Below are 19,785 nucleotides of genomic sequence, written 5' to 3'. Positions count from 1 at the left end.
TCTCGGCTATTCCGAGATCAAAGTCCGCGTTAAGGCGTGCGCTGGATCGGCAAGGCCATCGACAACATCGTAATGATGCCGATCGGGTTCGACCACGGCATTGGTAATTGCACCCAGTCCGGTCCAGATGTTGGCCAGCAACGCATTCTGGCGCAGGAATTCGGAACGCTCGCCGCCGCCGGCCCAGCAGGTGATACGGACACCATCCAGGGGGCGCAGCAGTGCCGGGCTTTCCATCTGCGCCTCACGCTCATCGATTTTCAGCGTCGCGTTCATGTCCGTGCGCATCAGCGGGCGCAAATCATGCAAGCCTGAAATCGAAACGACATGGCGTATGCGCCGCGCGACATCGGCAGCCAAAGGCGTGGTCACCGTCACCATGCGGCTGGCGAGATGTCCACCGGCCGAATGTCCGGTCAGAACCAACGGCCCGTCGACCATTGCCCCGACCCTGCTGATAGCCGCCCCGATTTCGGTGACGATGCCGGCGATGCGTATGTCCGGACACTGCGTGTAGGACGGCATCGCCACGGCAAAACCGTTGTCGACCGCGCCGCCGGCGAGGTGCGACCACAAGCTCTTGTCGGTCTCCATCCAATAGCCGCCATGGATGAACACCACGAGGCCCCTCGGCGCGGCCTTGGGCAGAAAGAGGTCGAAGCGGTTGCGCGGACGATCGCCATAGGCGATGTCGATACGTGCCCGGCCCTGCGCCGACAACGCATCGCGAAACGCTTGTGCAGGTTCCGCCCAAGCGGCCGGCCAACGGTCGCTGCCGGCGATATTGGCGCCGTTGGCGTAGGCATTGTCCCAGTCGGCAATGTGATGGTGTGGCATCGGCACCCTCCCCGAAGCGGCGTCGTTTCTGCGCTAGCAATGGCCACTGCCGCGTCAAGCGTCAATGCTCCAAGGCAAAAACATTTTAGGCTTGAAACAAATTTCGACTGGTGCGATCCTGCCTGCGGAACAGTCGACAATGGGAGGTCCGCTGTGCTGTCCGAATCTGCCAATCGTCACCTTTCCGGCGACATGGTCGAGCAGGTGTAGCCGGCTGCACGAGCCTTCCGCGAAAGATGGGAATTTCAGATCCACCGCCTCCGGCCAGGTGCCCCGCACTCTGGCCGGGCAGCAGACAGGGACAGCGGCGACATGCTTGGGCCTTCAGCGCATACCGACACGTTCACGCGCGATCATCTGCCGCCGCCCGAACAATGGCCCGACTTCCTGCTCGACGGCTTCGACTATCCAGAACACCTCAACGCCGGTGTCGAATTGACCGACAGGCTGGTCGAGAAGGGTCTCGGCGACCACACCGCCCTGATCGGCAATGGCCGCCGCCGCACCTACAAGGAACTGTCCGACTGGACGAACCGGCTCGCCCACGCGCTGGTCGAGAATTATGGCGTCAAGCCAGGCAACCGGGTGCTGATCCGCTCCGCCAACAACCCGGCCATGGTCGCCTGTTGGCTGGCCGCCACCAAGGTCGGCGCCGTCGTCGTCAACACCATGCCGATGCTGCGTGCCGGCGAACTCACAAAGATCGTCGACAAGGCCGAGATCACGATCGCGCTCTGCGATACCAGGCTGATGGACGAGATGACCGCCTGCGCCAAGGACAGCGCGTTCCTGAAGCAGGTGATCGGCTTCGACGGCACCGCCAACCATGATGCCGAGCTCGACCGCGTCGCCCTCGACAAGCCCGTCACCTTCACCGCCGTCAGCACCGGCCGCGACGATGTCGCCCTGCTCGGCTTCACCTCGGGCACGACGGGCGTGCCGAAGGCGACGATGCATTTTCACCGCGACCTGCTGATCATCGCCGACGCCTACGCCCGCGAAGTCCTGCAGGTGACGCCGGACGACATCTTCGTCGGCTCGCCGCCGCTCGCCTTCACCTTCGGCCTTGGCGGGTTGGCCATCTTTCCCCTGCGCTTCGGCGCGGCGGCGACCCTGCTGGAGCAGGCGACGCCGCCCAACATGATCCACATTATCGAGACCTACAAAGCGACCATTTCCTTCACCGCGCCGACCGCCTACCGCGCCATGCTGAAGGCCATGGATGAGGGTGCCGACCTGTCATCGCTGCGTGTTGCCGTTTCCGCCGGCGAGACCTTGCCGGCTCCGGTCTTCGAAGAGTGGACACGAAAGACCGGCAAGCCGATCCTCGATGGCATCGGCGCCACCGAAATGCTGCACATCTTCATCTCCAACCGCTTTGACGACAGGAAGCCGGCTTCGACCGGCAAACCGGTCGGCGGCTACGAGGCGCGCATCGTCGACAACGACATGCGCGAAGTGCCGCGTGGCGAGACCGGACGGCTGGCGGTGCGCGGGCCAACCGGCTGTCGCTACATGGCCGATGACCGACAGAAGGACTATGTGCGCGACGGCTGGAACCTCACCGGCGACACCTTCACGCAGGATGAGGACGGCTTCTTCCACTTCGCCGCGCGTTCCGACGACATGATCGTCAGCGCCGGCTACAACATCGCCGGACCCGAGGTCGAGTCGGCGCTGCTTTCGCATCCCGATGTCGCTGAATGCGCAGTCATCGGCGCCGAGGATGGCGAGCGCGGCCAGATCGTCGAGGCGCATGTCGTGCTGGTGCAAGGTGTTTCGCCGGACGCGATGACCGTCAAGCGCCTGCAGGATCACGTGAAGGCAACGATCGCGCCCTACAAATATCCGCGCTCGGTCAAATTCATCGCCGCGCTGCCCAAGACCCAGACCGGCAAGATCCAGCGCTTCCGGCTGCGCACGGAGAAAATCAATTGAGCGAGCCCTACGATCCGGCGTCCGAAGGCGCACAGATGTCGTTCCACGAACGCATGTCCTACAGCGACTATCTGCACCTGGAGAAAGTACTCGACGCGCAGGCGCCGCTGTCGTCGGCGCATGACGAGATGCTGTTTATCATCCAGCACCAGACATCGGAACTCTGGATGAAGCTCGCCTTGCACGAGATTGGCGCCGCGATCCGCTCGATCCGTGCCGACCGGCTCGAACCGAGCTTCAAGATGCTGTCGCGCGTCGCCCGCATTTTCGAGCAGTTGAACAACGCCTGGGACGTGCTGCGCACGATGACGCCCAGCGAATACACCGAGTTCCGCGACGCGCTCGGCCAGTCCTCGGGTTTCCAGTCCTGGCAGTACCGCGCGATCGAATTCATGGCCGGCAATCGCAACCTCGCCATGCTCGGGCCGCACAAGCACCGGCCGGACCTCACGGACAGGCTGGAGGCAATCCTGACCGAGCCGTCGCTCTACGATGAAGCGCTGCTGCTTCTGGCACGCCACGGGTTCGACATCGGCGCCGATCCCAGGCGCACGGACTGGCGCGAGACGCGCGGCGAAAACGAAGAGGTCCTCGCTGCCTGGCAGACCATTTACCGCGATCCACAGCGTTACTGGATGCTCTATGAGCTGGCCGAGAAGCTGGTCGACTTCGAGGATTATTTCCGCCGATGGCGCTTCAACCACGTCACCACGGTCGAGCGCATCATCGGCCTGAAGCGCGGCACCGGCGGCACGTCGGGTGCCTCCTATCTCAAGAAGATGCTCGAGGTCGTCCTGTTTCCGGAACTCTGGAACGTCCGTACCCGGCTCTGAGCTCCTTGGTGCGGATTGAAAAACGGCGCGACACTTTTCCTGGAATTGCGCCGACTCTTCAGGTCACCGCGGTCTTGACCGCGAAGCGCGCGTCCTTCCACGCGCCGGTGCGCAGGATATCTTCCAACACCTCGACCGCCTGCCATACATCGGCGTAACCGACATAGAGCGGCGTGAAGCCGAAGCGAATCGTCGATGGCGCACGGAAATCGCCGATCACGCCGCGCTCGATCAGCGCCCGCATTACCTGGTAGCCGTTGGGGTGGAGGAACGAAACCTGGCTGCCGCGCTGCTTGCCATCGCGCGGGCTTTCCAGCTCCAGGCCGTAGGCGCCGCATCTGGTCTCGACGAGTCGGATGAACAGGTCGGTGAGCGCGATGCTCTTCTTGCGCACCGCCGCCATGTCGACATCGTCCCAGATATCCAGCGCCCCTTGAGCGCCCGCATCGACAAGACCGGTTGCGTGCCGCACAGGAAGCGGCGGATGCCGCTGCCGGCCTCATAACCCTGTTCGAAGGCGAAGGGCCGCGCGTGCCCCCACCAGCCGCTGAGCGGCTGCTGGACTTTGTCGTGATGACGCGTGGCGGCGTAGATGAAAGCTGGCGCTCCCGGGCCGCCATTGAGATATTTGTACGTGCAGCCGATGGCGAAATCGGCATTGGCGCTGTCGAGCTCGACCGGCAAGGCGCCGGCCGTATGGCAGAGATCCCAGACGATCAGCGCGCCGGCCTGATGGGCCTTGCATGTCAGTGCCGCCATGTCGCGCAACTGGCCGGATTTGTAATTGACATGGTTGACCAGGATGACGGCGACGCGCTCGTCGATCAGTTCCTCAATGGTCGGCGCATCAACGCCCTCGAGCCGCAAGACGGTGCCGGGTCGCGTCGATGCCACACCTTCGGCCATGTAAAGATCGGTTGGAAAGCTGTCGCCCTCGGCGACGATGACCGACCGGTCCGGCCGCATGCCGAGTGCGGCATGCAGCACCTTGTAGATGTTGATCGAGGTCGTGTCGCACACCACGGTCTGACCGGGCGCGGCGCCGATCAGCCGTCCGAGCTGGTCGCCAAGTGCCACCGGCATGTCGAACCAGCCGGCAGTATTCCAGGCGCGGATCAAATCCTGCGCCCACTCCTGGGCGGCGGCCTTCTGCAGCTCGTTGAAGACGGCGGGTGCCGCGGCGCCAAGCGAATTGCCGTCGAGATAGATGACGCCTTCCGGCAAAATGAACTGGTCGCGCATGGCACGCAGCGGGTCCGCCGCATCCATGGCCTCGACGTCTGCGAGATCGAGCGTTGCGTGCATCATTTGTGACATTCCCTGATTATCCACGCCCTGGTTATTCACGGATCGCTTCGCGCGCCGGCGCCGGCCCACGGCTGCGCTTGAGGCTAGGCAAGGCAAGCATGGCGAGCACGAACAGACCCGTGGCAAGCTTCAGATCGGGCGGTGGCATGCCGGCGGCAAGGCAGAACGACACCAGCTGGTAGTAGATGATCGCGCCGGCGAAGGGCGCCAGCAGCTGGCGCCAGACCGTCTGCTTGCCGACGACGGCCTCGCCGATCATCAGCGCGGCAAGGCCGTTGATGAGGATCCCCAGGCCCATATTGACGTCGGCAAATCCCTGCGACTGCACCATCAGCGCGCCGCTTGAAGCCGAAAAAGCGCTCGCCAGCCCGACACCGCCTATGGTGGCAGCCCAGACATTGATGCCTTGCGCCTCGGCCATGTCAGGATTGGCGCCCACGGCACGCACAGCCGTCCCCTTCTCGGTCCTGAAGAACATGTAGAGCAGCATGAAGGCGATCAGCGAGAGAAGACCCGCAACGACGATCTTGCTGACGGGAAAACCCGGCCGCGCGAACGGTACCCAGTCGAACACCGTCGGCGAGCCGAACACGGAGAGATTGGACTTGCCCATGATGCGAAGGTTGATGCTGTAGAGCATTGTCATCATCAGGATGCCCGCGAGAAGCGTGTGGATGCGGAAGCGCAGATGGACGAAGGCGGTGCAGCAGCCCGCCGCGAAGCCGGTAACAAGGGCGGCGGCGATGCCGACCAAGGGCGATGCGCCGGCGGCAAGGAGAACACCGCAGGTGCAGCCGCCCAGCGGAAAGGCGCCCTCGCTGGTGAGATCGGGAAAATTCAGCATGCGAAACGGAATCATGATCCCGAGCACGACAAAGGCCAGGATCAGGCTTTGCGCCAGGGTGACCGGCATGATCGCGACGAAGCTGGTGAGAACGTCCTGAATAAAGCCCATGATGATCAGCTCGCCAGCAACATGCGGTCGGTCTTGATGGAGAAATGGCCGATCAGATCGATAACCGTGACCCTCGCCTTCTCTTCGCCTGTGACCTCCAGGAGGACGCGGCCAGCGTCGAGCATGATCACCCGGCTGCCGTAGTCGACGGCATGCTGCATGTTGTGGGTCACCATCAACGTCGTCAGTTTCAGCGCGCTGACGGCGCGCACCGTTGCCCGCATGACCATCTCGGCCGTGCGCGGGTCGAGCGCCGCGGTATGCTCGTCGAGCAGCAGCAAGTCGGGCGATCCGCCGACCGCCATGATCAGCGACAGGGATTGCCTCTGTCCACCCGAGAGCAGGTCGACGCGCGTGTCGAGACGGTTTTCGAGGCCTAGGCCCAGTATCGACAGGCGTTCCTTGTAGGACGCGAGCCGCGTGGCGTTCAGCCCCTGGCGCAAGGTGCGCTTGTTGCTGCGCAAATCAGCCAGCAGCATGTTTTCCGCGACCGTCATGCTGGCGGCGGTGCCGCGCATCGGATCCTGGAAGACGCGGGCCAGTTTCGCGGCGCGCTTGTGCACCGGCATATCAGTCACATCGGCGCCATTGATCAGGATCTGGCCGGAATCGAGGATCAGAGCGCCGGAAATGGCGTTGAGCATGCTGCTCTTGCCCGCCCCGTTGGAGCCGATGACGATGCCGAACTCGCCCGTGGCCAGCGACAGGCTGAGACCGTCCAGCGCGACCTTCTCGTCGGCCTGGCCCTTGTAGAATACTTTGCGCGCGGATCGGATTTCGAGCATCGTTCCTCCCTGGCCTGAAAGGTGACGGCGCTCACGCCGTCACCCATGCAGCTCCGACGTCAGTCGACGATGCAGCCGCAATCGGCCATCGAAGCCGGTATCTCGATGCCGAACGCGGCCATCGCCTTGCGGGAAATCGTTGCCATGTGATCCTTGTAGGCCGGCCGCGACGGCGCGATCGTCTTGGGATCCTTGCCCTTGAGTATCTCTGCGGCGATGTTGCCGGCGTTGATGCCGACCTGCGTGTAATTGACCGCGAAGCTCGCCGGCACGGTGCCGTTGCGGACCGCGCTGTCATCGGAGTTGACGACCGGGATACCGGCCTGGCGGGCGGCGGCGGAGACAGCGGCGATCGCCGGCTGGATCAGGTTCGAGGCCGGGCCGTAGATGACGTCGGCCTTGCCGGCGAGCGAAGCGATGCGTTGCTGGATGTCATTGACGTTGTCGATGCCGACCTCCACCACCTCGAAGCCCGCGGCGGGCGCTGCCGCCTTGATCTTTTCGACCAAGGCAACGTCATTGGCCTCGCCCGGATTGTAAGGCACGCCGAAGCGCTTGGCGTTCGGCAGCAACTTCTTGGTGAAGGCCATCACCGCGGCGACGTCCTGCAGATCGCTGGCGCCGGTCATGCCTTCGTCTCCGGCGTCCCACGACGGCACCAGCTTGGCCGCCACTGGATCGGTGACGGCGGCAAAGACGATCGGAATGCCGGAACCGGCGAGCGCCTTCTTGGCGATCTGCGAGACCGGCGTGGTGATGGTGTAGATCAGCTTGGGCTGCTCGGCCTGCAGCTTGGCAATCATCTGCGGCACCAGCGATGCATCGAAATTGGTATGGCTTTCCGTGTAGACGACGTCCTTGCCCTCGACGAAGCCATTGTCCGTCAGCGCCTTCTTGAAGCCGGCTATGGCGGCGTTGAGCTGGGGATGCTCGCCGAAATTGGCAATGCCGACGCGTATCTGGTCGGCGGCGGCGCTGCCGGCGCTGATGATCAATGCCCCTGCCAGGGCCAATCCCGACAGCCAAGCAGATTTCGACTTCAACATCATTTCCTCCCAGATTTGATTGGTGCCGCCCATCGGGCCGCACTTGCAGCGATCATGGTCAGTCCCTCGCTGCGTGTCAAACATTATATATAATTCTTGCCATGACCCAACTTCATATATAATTTTCGCAGGCCCGACGCTGGACGGACCGCGATGCAGGACAAAACGAGCTCCACAAAGACGGAGGCAGCCTATCAGCTGTTGCGGCGCGATATCCTGACCACGCGCCTCATGCCCGGCGCCCCGCTGAAGCTGAGTGCGCTACGAGGGACCTATGGCGTCGGCTGGACGCCGTTACGCGAAGCCTTGTCGCGGCTCGAGGCCGAACGCCTGGTCACCGCCATCAGCAACCGCGGTTTTACCGTGGCTCCGGTGTCGCGAGCCGAACTGGAGGACCTGGCGCGCGCCAGGATGGTGGTCGAGATCCCGCTGTTCCTCGAATCGATGGAGAAAGGCGGCAAGGAGTGGGAGGATGCCGTGGTCACCGCCCACTACCGGCTCTCCCGTTGCAAGACCGCGGTCGACGATCCCTCGGATGCGGCCGTCGACAAATGGGACGAGAATCACGAGGCTTTCCATGCGGCGTTGCTGAGCGCCGCCACATGCGATTGGCTGCTGCGTTTCCGCTCGACGATCTCGGATCAACTGCGGCGGCATCATCGTTTTCTTGGTCTGGCGCCGACATTGCGGGCCGCGGCCGGCCTCAAGGATGGCTACGAAGAGGCGATGGAGGCACTGCGCGAAGCGATTGCGATCGAACATCATACCGCGATTATGGAAGCGGCACTCGATCGTGACGTCGAGCGGGCCAAGGCACTGATGGCGGCCCATATCGGCTACACCCTGCACGTCTATGTCCACAGCGAAGACAGCGGCGCTACCAAATACGCCGCCCGCGCCGGCAGCTTGAAAGCGGGTTCGGGATGACTTCGGCGCTTCCGCGACACCTATTCGCACGCGCTGGTCGCAGGGGGCCGGACGCCTGGGTCCATCGCAGCCCCGAGGCCACCAGTCGTTGGCGTTTTGGTTTCGTTTCGTTCCGCGAGTAGCGGACCGATAAACTATACGATCCGACCGGCAAAAGCCTTCCGAAATGGCTGATGCCAAGTCTGGGCAGAGGATGGGCCACAGCCTATTAACCATAACGATTTCAATGAGCCTGCCGATGGCGGAAAAGGTCGGTTTCGGCGCGCGGTCACGGACAAAAAACTTCAGACGCCTTAACAACTTCATTAAACTTTAAACGGTTGCGGAACACAACTGGAACAGATAGTGTTTGTTCTGGGTTTGTTTTTTCGATTCCGGTTCAGACCTTCGTTCAATGCCTTGGGGGCCGCCATGCTGACACGCAAGCAACATGAACTGCTGATGTTTATCCACGAACGGCTCAAGGAAAGCGGGATACCGCCCTCCTTCGACGAGATGAAGGAAGCGCTCGATCTTGCCTCCAAATCCGGGATTCATCGCCTGATCACGGCGCTGGAGGAACGCGGCTTCATTCGCCGGCTACCCAATCGGGCGCGTGCGCTGGAAGTGCTGCGGCTTCCGGATTCGATCGCGCCCGGCCTGAACGCGGCGAAGAAATTCTCGCCAAGCGTCATCCAGGGCAGCCTTGGTCAAAACAATCTTGGCCGCCAGCTCAAGCCCGTGACGGCCCCTTCGCGCCTGCCTGCCGCCGGCAATGACGACGATGCGGTTTCAGCCGTGTCCATCCCGGTCATGGGCCGTATCGCCGCCGGTGTGCCGATCGATGCCATCCAGCATCAGACCCATTCGATCTCGGTGCCGCCGGATATGATCATGGGCGGCGAGCACTATGCGCTGGAGGTCAAGGGCGACTCGATGATCGAGGCCGGTATCTTCGACGGCGACACGGTCATCATCCGCAATGCCGATACGGCAAGTCCGGGCGAAATCATCGTGGCGCTGGTCGACGAGGAGGAAGCGACGCTGAAGCGGTTCCGCCGTAAAGGCGCCTCGATCGCGCTCGAAGCCGCCAATCCCGCCTATGAAACGCGCATTTTCGGGCCGGACCGGGTCAAGGTACAAGGCAAGCTTGTCGGGCTGATCAGGCGCTACTGAGACGGTTTGCCATCGGACTTGTCGGGCTTTTTATAGGGCGGCAGCCCCCTCGCCTCGCGTGAGAATTTTCGCTGCTCGTGCCAGGGCCGGTATGGTCCCTCGACAGCGAATTCGATCGCAGCCGGAGTTGTAGCCGACTGGGGATCGAAGAAGACGGCAGCACTTCCCTTGCGGGCGAGTTGCCGTTTCGTGACGACGAGAACCAGCGGATTGTGGCAGGCGTCATAGGCGGTCGCATCATTGACGACGATCAGGTCGGCGAAAGCGCAGGCTTTCCAGGTGTTCTTGCGATCCTCGACATAGGCTACGATCGCGCCGGAAGGGTGCCTGGCAAGGCAAAGGCCTTCGCGGCAATAGAACGGCGATCCCTGCGGCAGGTCGGTGGGAGCGGCAATATCGAATTGCCCGTCCGCCTTGTCGAACATTTCCGGTTTGACGATTGTTTCGGAGATCAGAGCGCGTTTCCAGTTGTCGGCTGCGAATTCGTTCGGACGTTCCCGGTTGACGGCCAGTTCGCCATTGCCGATCGGCAGGGCGACCAGCCGCGCGTCTTCCGAGATCAGCACATCGGGCGTGCGTATGTCCGACACAGTCAACAGACCGGCAAGTGCGAATGGCAGCGCCGCGAGCCGCAGCCAGGTCGTCGCCATCGTCGCGATGACCAGCGCGACGGCCACCAGCAGCACGGATTGCTGCGAGATCAGCCCTACCCCATCGATTGGCGAGCGCTCCGATATCCATGACGATACGGCGATCATCGCTGTCAGGCCTTTACCCATCACGTAGAGAAACGGACCGTCGGCACCGAAGGGCATCGCCAGCGAACTGAGGACCGCAAAAGGCATGACGACCAGCGACACGATCGGCATGACGGCCAGATTGGCGAACAGGCTGAGCGGCGACACCCGCTGGAAATGCCAGATGGCGAACAGCGCCGTCGCGCTACCGGCGATGATGGACGTCATGGCCAATCCACCTGTCGCCAGCAGGAATTTTCGCATCAGGAACCCGGGAAGGGATCGCTTCGGCGGCGGTGGCTTCGTCTTGCCCGCATGGTGGTCCGCCCAGCCGGCATAGGCGCCAACCAGGGCCGCTGTTGCCGCGAACGACATCTGGAAGCTCGGGCCGACGACCTCGTGCGGGGAAACCAGGATGACGGCGATCGCCGAGATCGCCAGGTTGCGCATGGTGAGCGCCGCGCGATCGAACAAGACGGCGATCAGCATCACCGCCAACATGATGAAGCTGCGTTCTGCCGCTACGACGACCCCGGAAATGACGAGATAGGCGGCGATCGAGAAAAGTGCGGCGGCGGCAGCATATTTCTTCACCGGCCGGCGCGCGGAAAAGTCTGGAAACAGCGCGAAGGCACCGCGCAGCAGACCCATGATGGTGCCGGCGACCAGCGCCATATGCAATCCGGAAATCGAGATGATGTGATAGATGCCGGTACGCCGCATCGCTTCGTTGATTTCATCGGGAATGCCGGCGCGCACGCCGACGATCAGCGCCGCCGCGATCTCGCCTTCGGCGCCACCAATGCTGCCCCTGATGTGGTCGGCGATGGCTTCGCGGGCATTTTCGATGCCTGAAAAAAGGCGTGCCGACAGCGGCATCTCACCATCGTCGGTAGCGACAACCGTTGGATTACCGAGAAAGAAGCCGCTGCCGCCGATGCCTGCGAAATAGCTGTCGAAGGAGAAGTCGTAGCTGTCCGGCCGCACCGGACCGGTCGGCGGCAGCAGTTTGGCGTAGCCTGTGATAAGCGAGCCAGCGGTCATTTCCGGCGGTATCTTGCGTGCCGAAAGCCGGACCCTTTCCGGCGCATAGCGCAATTTCGGCCGGGCGGTCGAAATCACGTCCATGGTCAACCGGATGCGGCCGCTCTCCATCTCCTCGAGCGAGACCACGCGGCCGGTCAATTGAGTCGAGATTTCCGAACCCAGCATCCGGGTTCCTGCTCGCCATGTTTCGACCTTCGCCGCGAGCAGGCCCAACGCGCACAACAGCACTGCCATGAAACACAGATGGGTTTTCGGCCAGGAGCGCGAGACGAACGCACAGGTCGCCGCCAGCACCATGACCGCGACGGGCTTTGCAAAATCGGGCTCGGTCGCCAGCGAAAAGTAGCCGATCGCCCCGACGGCCAGGCAGACCGGCACCAGCAGGAAGGCGATGCCCCGGTCGAGTTCCAGCTCCGCCGCCTTGGCCAAGCCGTGGCGCAGGCGAGGCAAGGATACCAGGCCCATTTGCCGGCGCACGCGGACAATACTGCGTGCAGCAGGAGACGGAGTTGGCGCTGGCAAGCCAGCTTGCAACGGCTGGGTTGCCGGCGCAGCCACGAGCGGCGACGGCAGCGGGATCGCCGGAGGCGTCGCAAACAGGGACCGCTCGCTGACGCCGACAATGGCGCCCTCGCCCCGATCCGAGCTCCGGCCTCGTCCAGTCATCGGGTCTGCCCCTTGCGCCCTCGACACCCTATGCTACATGAACGCGCGACGCGCGAAAGTCCGCGCAACCGCACCCCGCTTCAGATGATTTCCGAGAGTTTCATGTCCGACAAGGTCGTCACCCGTTTTGCCCCCTCGCCCACCGGCTATCTGCACATTGGCGGCGCGCGTACGGCGCTGTTCAACTGGCTTTATGCAAAGCATACCGACGGCACGATGCTTTTGCGCATCGAGGACACGGATCGCGAGCGTTCGACCGATGCGGCGACATCAGCCATTCTCGACGGCCTGACCTGGCTCGGCCTGACATGGGACGGCGATGCGGTTTCCCAGTTCGAGCGCGCGCCGCGCCATCGTGAGGTGGCCGAGGACCTAGTGCGCCTGGGCAAGGCCTATTACAGCTACGAGACTCCAGCCGAGCTCGAGGCGATGCGCGAGGCAGCACGCGCCAAGGGCCTGCCGCCACGCTATAATGGCCACTGGCGTGACCGCGATCCATCGGAGGCACCCGCCGGCGTCAGGGGTGCCATTCGCATCAAGGCACCGGCCGACGGCGAGACGGTGGTGCAGGACCGGGTCCAGGGCGAGGTGCGCTTCCCCAACAAGGATCTCGACGACTTCATCATCCTGCGTTCGGACGGCAACCCGACCTACATGCACGCCGTCGTCGTCGACGATCACGACATGGGCGTCACCCACATCATCCGTGGCGATGATCATCTGACCAACGCCGCCCGCCAGACCGTGATCTACAACGCCATGGGCTGGGAGGTGCCTTCGATGTCGCATATCCCGCTGATCCATGGCGCCGACGGCGCTAAGCTGTCGAAGCGCCACGGCGCGCTTGGTGTCGAGGCCTATCGCGCCATGGGCTATCTGCCGGAGGCCCTGCTCAATTACCTGGCGCGTCTGGGCTGGAGCCATGGCGACGACGAGATCATGTCGATCAAGGATATGATCTCGTGGTTCGACATCGGCGACGTCAACAAGGGCGCGGCGCGCTTCGATTTCGCCAAGCTCGAGGCGCTGAACGGCGTCCATATGCGCCGCATGGCCGATTCCGAATTGTTCGACATTTTCATCGCCACCTTGCCCTATCTGGAGGGCGGCCCGGCGATGGCGGCGCGCCTCGACGAGAAGAACAAGGCGCAGTTGCTGGCAGCCCTTCCGGGCCTGAAGGAGCGCGCCAAGACGCTGGTCGAGCTCGTCGATGGCGCGGCCTTCCTGTTTGCCGCGCGGCCGCTGCCGATCGACGACAAGGCGGCGCTCCTGCTTAATGACGATGCCCGCAAGATCCTGCGCGGCGCTCACGAAGCTTTGAAGTCGCTGTCGGGTGAGTGGACGGCGGCCACGGCTGAGGCCGCTATCCGCGAGTACGCCCTGGCTGGCGGCCATAAGCTTGGTGCCGTGGCCCAGCCGTTGCGGGCTGCCTTGACCGGCAAAAGCACCTCGCCGGGTGTATTCGACGTGCTGGCCGTGCTGGGGCGTGAGGAAAGCCTGGCCCGCATAGCGGATCAAATCGATTAGGAGCAAACTGGCCCAAGAAGATTGGCATTGAAAGGCGCGTTTCGCAGTGCAACATTGTGTCTTGGCCCAATCTGGCACGCACCTCCTAGAATGCGGTGGCGAATACGCGCATTGCGGTGATTTCGACGTGTCGCTCTGCGGAATTTGCCTTTGCCGGCATGAGGAAACAAGAAGGAGTTTGCAATGACCGAAGCTGCGAAAAAACTGGATGTGGGCGGCCAAGAGGCCACGGCAACGCTGGAATTCGCCGGTAAGACTCACGAATTCAAGGTGCGAAGCGGCTCGGTCGGACCTGACGTCATCGACATCGCCTCGCTTTACAGCACCACCGGGGCTTTCACCTATGACCCCGGCTTCACCTCGACGGCAAGCTGCGAGTCGGAGATCACCTTCATCGATGGTGATGCCGGCATCCTCCTGCACCGCGGCTACCCGATCGACCAATTGGCCGAACATGGCGACTTCCTCGAGGTCTGCTATCTCCTGCTCTACGGCGAACTGCCCACCAAGGCGCAGAAGGACGATTTCGATTACCGTGTGACGCGCCACACCATGGTGCACGAGCAGATGTCGCGCTTCTTCACCGGCTTCCGCCGCGACGCGCACCCGATGGCGGTGATGTGCGGCGTGGTTGGCGCGCTGTCCGCCTTCTATCACGACTCGACCGACATCTCCGACCCGTATCAGCGCATGGTTGCGTCCATGCGCCTGATCGCCAAAATGCCGACGATCGCCGCCATGGCCTACAAGTACCACATCGGCCAGCCCTTTATTTATCCGAAGAACGATCTCGGTTTCGCGGCAAACTTCCTGCATATGTGTTTTGCCGTGCCGTGCGAGGAATACAAGATCAACCCGGTGCTGGCGCGCGCCATGGAGCGCATCTTCATCCTGCATGCCGATCATGAGCAGAACGCTTCGACCTCGACCGTTCGTCTGGCCGGCTCTTCAGGCGCCAACCCCTTCGCCTGCATTGCCGCCGGCATCGCTTGCTTGTGGGGCCCAGCCCATGGCGGCGCCAATGAAGCGGCGCTCAACATGCTGGGCGAGATCGGCCATGTCGATCACATCCCGGAATTCATCGCGCGTGCCAAGGACAAGAACGATCCGTTCCGGCTGATGGGCTTTGGCCACCGCGTCTACAAGAACTACGATCCACGTGCCAAGATCATGCAGAAGACGGCGCATGAGGTCCTGGGCGAGCTCGGCATCAAGGACGATCCGCTGCTCGACATCGCGATGGAGCTGGAAAAGATCGCGCTGACCGATCCCTATTTCATCGAGAAGAAGCTCTATCCGAACGTCGACTTCTACTCCGGTATCACGCTGAAGGCGCTGGGCTTCCCCACCACCATGTTTACCGTGCTGTTTGCGGTCGCCCGCACGGTCGGCTGGATCGCGCAGTGGAAGGAAATGATCGAGGATCCGCGCCAGAAGATCGGTCGCCCGCGCCAGCTCTACACCGGCGCGCCGGAGCGCGACTACGTGCCGATCGCCAAGCGGTGAGCGCGCTGGCTCATGACTGAAAGAGGCGTCCGTCAGGGCGCCTTTTTTATATGACGCAGGACCACACTCGCGGCGATCTCACCGGACGGCTTGTCCGTTGCCATGCGCCGCGTGATCTCGGCAAACCCGTCTTTCTGCCAGGCGCGCATGCCAGTGTCGGCCAACAGCGCTTCCAGCTGGCGCGCCAGATTGTTCGGTTTGACGTACTCGTTGTAGAACTCGGGGATCAAGGCGCGATCCGAGATCAAGTTGGGCAGCAGCGCCGACCAGACGGAAACGAGATATGGCGCGACGACACGCGCGACAGGGTCGAGCCGGTAGCAAGAGATCATCGGCACCCCGGACAATGCCAGTTCCAGCGACACCGTGCCGGACGCGATCAACGCCGCGTCGGCCTTGCCGAAGGCCTGCCATTTGCGCTCGGGCTCAAGGATGATCTCGGGTTTTTCGTCCCAGCGCGTGACCGCGGACCGCACAGTATCCGCGACGTGCGGCACCGTCGGCAGCATCAGCCGGAGCCGGTGCCCGCGAGCCCGCAACATCGACACGGTCTCGCCAAAGGGCTCGAGCAACCGCCGCACCTCGCCGCGCCGCGAGCCGGGCAGGACAAGCATCGTCTTCACGCGGTCCGGTGAAAGATCACGCGGCTGGCCTTGGGCCTTTGCCGCCGAGAGCACGCCCGGATCATGCGACAGGCGATGCCCGACATAGGTGCCGGGCGGACCACCCAGTCGATCGAGCTCCTTCACCTCGAACGGCAGGATGCACAGTATGTGGTCGACATAGGGCTTCATCGCCACCGCCCTGCCCGGCCGCCATGCCCAGACACTCGGGCAGACATAGTGGACGATCGGGATCGACGGGTTGCCCGCGCGCACCCTCTTGGCGACGCGCAGCGAAAAATCGGGGCTGTCGATGGTGACGAGGCAGTCAGGCTTGGCATCCGCAACCATCCCCGCCAGCTGGCCGATCCGCCGCATCAGACGCGGCAGGTCACGCAGGACGGCGCTGAACCCCATCAGCGCGACCTCGCCGGCGTCGAACGGAGAAACCAGCCCAAGCGCCTGCAGATGACGGCCGCCAAGGCCGACGAGTTGCACCTCGCGCCCCGTAGCCTGGCGGAGCGACCGGACGATGTCGGCACCAAGCAGGTCGCCTGATTCCTCGCCCGCGACGATCGCGATCTTCAGCGCCCTGTCAGCCATGTCCGGACTCCGCTGCGGCCAGGCCGACGATGAACAGCCCGAGCTCATTGGCACGCGAGAGGGTTGCGGGACCTTCGAGGATCAGGGAGCGCCCCGCCTCGACGGCAATACCCGCAAGCCCGGCCGCATGCGCTGCTTCTACCGTCTGCGGCCCCATGGAAGGAAGATCCGCGCGCAGCTCCTGGCCAGGCTTGGCGCATTTGACCAGAACGCCGCGCGTCCTGCCGGCGATACGACCGTGGCCGCGCAGCAGCCTGGCGCGGTCCAGCAATCCGGCCGTGCCCTCAATGCCTTCAAGCGCAATGGTCCGGCCGCCGACCGCGATTGCCGCCTGGCCGATATCCAGCGCCCCGATTGCCTTTGCCGCGGCAAAACCTGCCTCGATGTCGCGCCAGTCCGATTTCAGAGGCGCGGCCTTGGTCAACACCCCTTCGGCGGCGACAAGGTTGGGCACGATCTCGTGGGCGCCCACCACCTTTATCCCCCGGGCCTCTAGCCCGCGCGCCACCACCTTGAGCAGCCCATCGTCGCCACGCGCCAACGCCATGACAACGACGGGTATCACGGCGAGCAGGCCGAGGCTTGGGCGCAGATGTGTCAGTCTTGGCCTGCGCTTTATCTCGCCGGCAAGCACCAGATGGGTAATCCGGTTGCGCTTGAGCAGTGGAACGAGCGATCCTATCGCCTCCAGGGAAAGGGTATCATGCTCGTACCGGCACAACTCAGCCAGACGGTCGGCCTCACCGTCCATGAGCACGATGAAGGGCGCATGACCCTGTTCGGCCAAACCGGCGGCGACTTCGACCGGAAGGCTGCCGCCGCCGGCGATGATGCCGACCCTGGCATCAGGCGGGAGATCAAGACCAGCCGCGGCCGTCTCAGCCTTCGTCATCGGTGTCGTCGCCATCGCCGCCCTTGAGCGATGGCACCGCATAGTGCCGCTTGCCGCGACTGGTGATGAAGTCGATGATCTTCATTGCAGTCGGTGACGAGGCGAACTCGGCCTTGGCGAACTCGATATTCTCGCCGACGGTGCGGGAGCGGTCGAAGATCGTCTTATAGGCCTTGCGCAGCAGATAGATTTCGGAACGCGGCAAACCCGCGCGCTTGAGGCCGATGATGTTCAAGCCGCGCAAGCTGGCGCGGTTGCCGACCGCGATGGCATAGGGAATGACATCACCAACAAAAGCCGAGCACCCGCCAAGAAAAGCGTTGTCGCCAACACGCACGAATTGATGAACGGCGCTGAGGCCGCCAATATAGACGTTGTCACCGATTTCGCAGTGTCCGCCCAGCGTCGCGCCATTGGCGAAGGTGGCGTTCTTGCCGACCGCGCAATCATGGGCGATATGGGCGTAGGCAAGGAAATTGCCATTGTCGCCCACCGTCGTTTCGCCGCGGCTGGTGTCGCTGCCGACATGCATGGTCACGCCTTCGCGGATGGTGCAGTTGGCGCCGATGACCAGCGTGGTGCGGCCGCCCTTGTGCTTGGTGTTCTGCGGCGGTGCGCCCAAGATCGCCATCGGATAGACCTTGGTCGACGCCCCGATAGTGGTGGCGCCCATCACCGAGACATGGCTGACCAGTTCGACACCGTCGCCGATCACAGCATCGGCGCTGACATGGCAGAACGGCCCAATGCGTACCCCTGGCCGATTTGGGCGCCTTCTTCCACGACGGAGGAAGGATGGATTGACGTCTTGATTTTCATAGGCACTCGATCGTCAGTCGCCGGTGACCATCATGGCTGAAATCTCGGCCTCGGCCGCCTTGGTACCTTCGACCAGGGCTTCGCAGGCGAATTTGAGCAGGTTGCCGCGCTTCTTGATTTTCTTGACATGGATCTTCAACTGGTCGCCGGGAACGACCGGTTTGCGGAATTTGGCGTTGTCGATGGTCAGGAAATAAACCAGCGACGGTTTCGACGCCCCGAGGCTGCGAATGCAGATGGCGCCGGCCGTCTGCGCCATAGCCTCGACGATGAGCACGCCCGGCATCACCGGCTGCTCCGGGAAATGCCCCTGGAAATGCGGCTCGTTTATGGTCACGTTCTTGATGCCGATAGCGGAGTCGTCACCATCGATGTCCACGATGCGGTCGATCATGAGGAAGGGGTAACGGTGCGGCAGGAGCTTCATCAGCCCCAATATGTCGACCGCTTCCAGCGTTGTCGCCGCCACCATGTCAGCCATTGTCCTTGCCCTGCTTGCGTGCCCTGGCCATCGTGCGCAACATGGCTATCTCTCGCATGGCTTCCGCCATCGGCTGCGCCGGATAGCCACCCCATATCTCGCCGGCGGGAACATTGCTCATAAATCCACTTCTGGCGGCAAGCTTGGCACCTGTACCAATCGTCAGATGATCCGCAAGCCCGACGCCGCCGCCCATGGTGACATTGTCACCGACCACCACGGAACCGGAAATACCCGAAAGCCCGGCTACTATGCAATTGCGACCGATGCGGACGTTATGGGCGATCTGCACGAGATTGTCGATCTTGGTGCCTTGCCCGATGATCGTATCGGACATGGCGCCGCGATCGACTGTGGAATTGGAGCCGATCTCGACATCGTCCTGGATGACGACGCGTCCGATTTGCGGAACCCGTTCCGGGCCCTTGGCGCCGCCGACAAAGCCAAAGCCGTCCTGGCCGATCCTGGCGCCACCATGGATGATGACCCGATTGCCGATCAGTGCGTACTGGATGCTGGCGCCCGGGCCGACATAGCCATCACGGCCGATCTGGCAGGACTGTCCGATGACGGCGTTCGGCGCAATGACGGTGCCGCTGCCGATCGAGACGCCAGGCCCGACGACGGCGCCGGCCTCGATGACGACGCCGGCTTCGACATGGGCGGTCGGGTCGACATGGGCATGCGGCGAAACGCCGGTTTCGCCGGTCATCGGCCCCGGCGTGGCGGCTGTCGGAAACAGCAGGCGCCCAACCAGCGCGAAAGCCTGTTGCGGCCGCGGATGGATCAGGACGGCGATGTCGGCAGGCGCCTTGTTCGCGAATTCCGCGGGACACAGCACCGCCGCCGCCCGCAGCGACGGCATCAGCGCGGAATTGCGCCTGCCGTCGACGAACACGAGCGCGTTGGCGCCACCTTCACTGGCTGGCGCCAATGCTTCGATCGAAACGTCGGATTGGCCGGAATCGACAAGCACCGAGCCGGTCAGATTCGCGACTTCGGCCGCCGTATACCGGCGTGATGGCGCGAAGAACACCGGATCGGTCATTCCAGAAGCTATATCCAGCTAGGTCGGAACATTTCTCCCGGATCCAAAACCCGGGAGCATCGTAGGCCGCCGA

The 19,785-nt window shown here is 63.2% G+C and carries 15 protein-coding genes and 2 pseudogenes; 6 read left to right on the top strand and 11 right to left on the bottom strand.

The window, feature by feature from the left end; genetic code table 11:
• Positions 1–6: 6 nt before the first annotated feature.
• Entirely contained in the window at positions 7–837 is an 831-nt protein-coding gene (locus EJ077_RS15000) for an alpha/beta hydrolase (protein WP_208702790.1), read from the bottom strand.
• Positions 838–1,149: 312 nt separating this feature from the next.
• Between EJ077_RS15000 and EJ077_RS14995 the strand changes: the two genes are divergently transcribed.
• Positions 1,150–2,775 (top strand): AMP-binding protein, encoded by a 1,626-nt coding sequence (locus EJ077_RS14995; RefSeq protein WP_208702789.1) that lies wholly within the window; start codon positions 1,150–1,152, stop codon positions 2,773–2,775.
• Positions 2,772–3,608 (top strand): tryptophan 2,3-dioxygenase, encoded by an 837-nt coding sequence (gene kynA, locus EJ077_RS14990; protein WP_245458751.1) that lies wholly within the window; start codon positions 2,772–2,774, stop codon positions 3,606–3,608. The genes EJ077_RS14995 and kynA overlap by 4 nt, the downstream gene beginning before the upstream one ends.
• A 58-nt stretch (positions 3,609–3,666) precedes the next feature.
• Here kynA and kynU read toward each other — a convergent pair.
• The 4 genes and pseudogenes from kynU to EJ077_RS14970 all read right to left on the bottom strand — a co-directional run bounded on the left by kynU (position 3,667) and on the right by EJ077_RS14970 (position 7,702).
• Positions 3,667–4,913 (bottom strand): annotated as a pseudogene (gene kynU / locus EJ077_RS14985) (kynureninase).
• Between the two features lie 34 nt (positions 4,914–4,947).
• Positions 4,948–5,871: an ABC transporter permease gene (locus tag EJ077_RS14980; RefSeq protein WP_208702788.1), complete on the bottom strand. Its 924-nt coding sequence runs from the start codon at positions 5,869–5,871 to the stop codon at positions 4,948–4,950.
• A gap of 5 nt (positions 5,872–5,876) precedes the next feature.
• On the bottom strand, positions 5,877–6,656 hold the full coding sequence (locus EJ077_RS14975) for an ABC transporter ATP-binding protein (protein WP_208702787.1): 780 nt from the start codon (positions 6,654–6,656) through the stop codon (positions 5,877–5,879).
• Positions 6,657–6,715: 59 nt separating this feature from the next.
• Entirely contained in the window at positions 6,716–7,702 is a 987-nt protein-coding gene (locus tag EJ077_RS14970; protein WP_208702786.1) for an ABC transporter substrate-binding protein, read from the bottom strand.
• Positions 7,703–7,855: 153 nt separating this feature from the next.
• Between EJ077_RS14970 and EJ077_RS14965 the strand changes: the two genes are divergently transcribed.
• The gene (locus EJ077_RS14965; RefSeq protein WP_208702785.1) at positions 7,856–8,629 is read left to right on the top strand and encodes a GntR family transcriptional regulator; all 774 of its coding nucleotides are present in this window, start codon (positions 7,856–7,858) and stop codon (positions 8,627–8,629) included.
• A 411-nt stretch (positions 8,630–9,040) separates the two neighbouring features.
• Positions 9,041–9,784, top strand: coding sequence for a transcriptional repressor LexA (gene lexA / locus EJ077_RS14960; RefSeq protein WP_208702784.1), 744 nt, complete (start codon positions 9,041–9,043; stop codon positions 9,782–9,784).
• Here the strand turns inward: lexA and EJ077_RS14955 are convergent.
• Complete coding sequence (locus tag EJ077_RS14955; protein WP_208702783.1) at positions 9,778–12,234, bottom strand: ComEC/Rec2 family competence protein; 2,457 nt, start codon at positions 12,232–12,234, stop codon at positions 9,778–9,780. The genes lexA and EJ077_RS14955 overlap by 7 nt on opposite strands.
• 102 nt (positions 12,235–12,336) lie before the next feature.
• Between EJ077_RS14955 and gltX the strand changes: the two genes are divergently transcribed.
• Positions 12,337–13,761 (top strand): glutamate--tRNA ligase, encoded by a 1,425-nt coding sequence (gene gltX / locus EJ077_RS14950; protein ID WP_208702782.1) that lies wholly within the window; start codon positions 12,337–12,339, stop codon positions 13,759–13,761.
• A gap of 183 nt (positions 13,762–13,944) precedes the next feature.
• Positions 13,945–15,267, top strand: a complete 1,323-nt coding sequence (gene gltA / locus EJ077_RS14945; RefSeq protein ID WP_015317794.1) for a citrate synthase — start codon at positions 13,945–13,947, stop codon at positions 15,265–15,267.
• A gap of 32 nt (positions 15,268–15,299) precedes the next feature.
• Here gltA and lpxB read toward each other — a convergent pair whose 3' ends face one another.
• The 5 genes and pseudogenes from lpxB to lpxD all read right to left on the bottom strand — a co-directional run bounded on the left by lpxB (position 15,300) and on the right by lpxD (position 19,712).
• A complete protein-coding gene (gene lpxB, locus EJ077_RS14940; RefSeq protein WP_208702781.1) occupies positions 15,300–16,472 on the bottom strand; it encodes a lipid-A-disaccharide synthase in 1,173 nt (390 codons plus the stop codon).
• Positions 16,465–17,364, bottom strand: coding sequence for an LpxI family protein (locus tag EJ077_RS14935; RefSeq protein ID WP_245458750.1), 900 nt, complete (start codon positions 17,362–17,364; stop codon positions 16,465–16,467). Before EJ077_RS14935 ends, lpxB begins: the two co-directional genes overlap by 8 nt.
• Positions 17,351–18,183: pseudogene (gene lpxA / locus EJ077_RS14930) on the bottom strand (acyl-ACP--UDP-N-acetylglucosamine O-acyltransferase). The gene EJ077_RS14935 and the pseudogene lpxA overlap by 14 nt, the downstream one beginning before the upstream one ends.
• 13 nt (positions 18,184–18,196) lie before the next feature.
• A complete protein-coding gene (fabZ, locus tag EJ077_RS14925; protein WP_015317790.1) occupies positions 18,197–18,664 on the bottom strand; it encodes a 3-hydroxyacyl-ACP dehydratase FabZ in 468 nt (155 codons plus the stop codon).
• The gene (gene lpxD / locus EJ077_RS14920) at positions 18,657–19,712 is read right to left on the bottom strand and encodes a UDP-3-O-(3-hydroxymyristoyl)glucosamine N-acyltransferase (RefSeq protein ID WP_208702779.1); all 1,056 of its coding nucleotides are present in this window, start codon (positions 19,710–19,712) and stop codon (positions 18,657–18,659) included. Before lpxD ends, fabZ begins: the two co-directional genes overlap by 8 nt.
• Positions 19,713–19,785 lie beyond the last annotated feature (73 nt).

The sequence above is a fragment of the Mesorhizobium sp. M8A.F.Ca.ET.057.01.1.1 genome (assembly GCF_003952565.1).
Classification (GTDB): domain Bacteria; phylum Pseudomonadota; class Alphaproteobacteria; order Rhizobiales; family Rhizobiaceae; genus Mesorhizobium.
Note: the sequence above shows the minus strand (reverse complement) of the source record. Positions and strands in the feature narration are given on the sequence as shown.

Bases quoted from the DNA above. Each gene is read 5' to 3' on its own strand.
- fabZ (WP_015317790.1), bottom strand. From the start codon at position 18,664: ATGGCTGACATGGTGGCGGCGACAACGCTGGAAGCGGTCGACATATTG.
- EJ077_RS14965 (WP_208702785.1), top strand. From the start codon at position 7,856: ATGCAGGACAAAACGAGCTCCACAAAGACGGAGGCAGCCTATCAGCTG.
- EJ077_RS14980 (WP_208702788.1), bottom strand. From the start codon at position 5,871: ATGGGCTTTATTCAGGACGTTCTCACCAGCTTCGTCGCGATCATGCCG.
- EJ077_RS14935 (WP_245458750.1), bottom strand. From the start codon at position 17,364: ATGACGAAGGCTGAGACGGCCGCGGCTGGTCTTGATCTCCCGCCTGAT.
- EJ077_RS15000 (WP_208702790.1), bottom strand. From the start codon at position 837: ATGCCACACCATCACATTGCCGACTGGGACAATGCCTACGCCAACGGC.
- EJ077_RS14970 (WP_208702786.1), bottom strand. From the start codon at position 7,702: ATGTTGAAGTCGAAATCTGCTTGGCTGTCGGGATTGGCCCTGGCAGGG.
- lpxB (WP_208702781.1), bottom strand. From the start codon at position 16,472: ATGGCTGACAGGGCGCTGAAGATCGCGATCGTCGCGGGCGAGGAATCA.
- lexA (WP_208702784.1), top strand. From the start codon at position 9,041: ATGCTGACACGCAAGCAACATGAACTGCTGATGTTTATCCACGAACGG.
- EJ077_RS14975 (WP_208702787.1), bottom strand. From the start codon at position 6,656: ATGCTCGAAATCCGATCCGCGCGCAAAGTATTCTACAAGGGCCAGGCC.
- gltX (WP_208702782.1), top strand. From the start codon at position 12,337: ATGTCCGACAAGGTCGTCACCCGTTTTGCCCCCTCGCCCACCGGCTAT.
- gltA (WP_015317794.1), top strand. From the start codon at position 13,945: ATGACCGAAGCTGCGAAAAAACTGGATGTGGGCGGCCAAGAGGCCACG.
- EJ077_RS14995 (WP_208702789.1), top strand. From the start codon at position 1,150: ATGCTTGGGCCTTCAGCGCATACCGACACGTTCACGCGCGATCATCTG.
- EJ077_RS14955 (WP_208702783.1), bottom strand. From the start codon at position 12,234: ATGACTGGACGAGGCCGGAGCTCGGATCGGGGCGAGGGCGCCATTGTC.
- lpxD (WP_208702779.1), bottom strand. From the start codon at position 19,712: ATGACCGATCCGGTGTTCTTCGCGCCATCACGCCGGTATACGGCGGCC.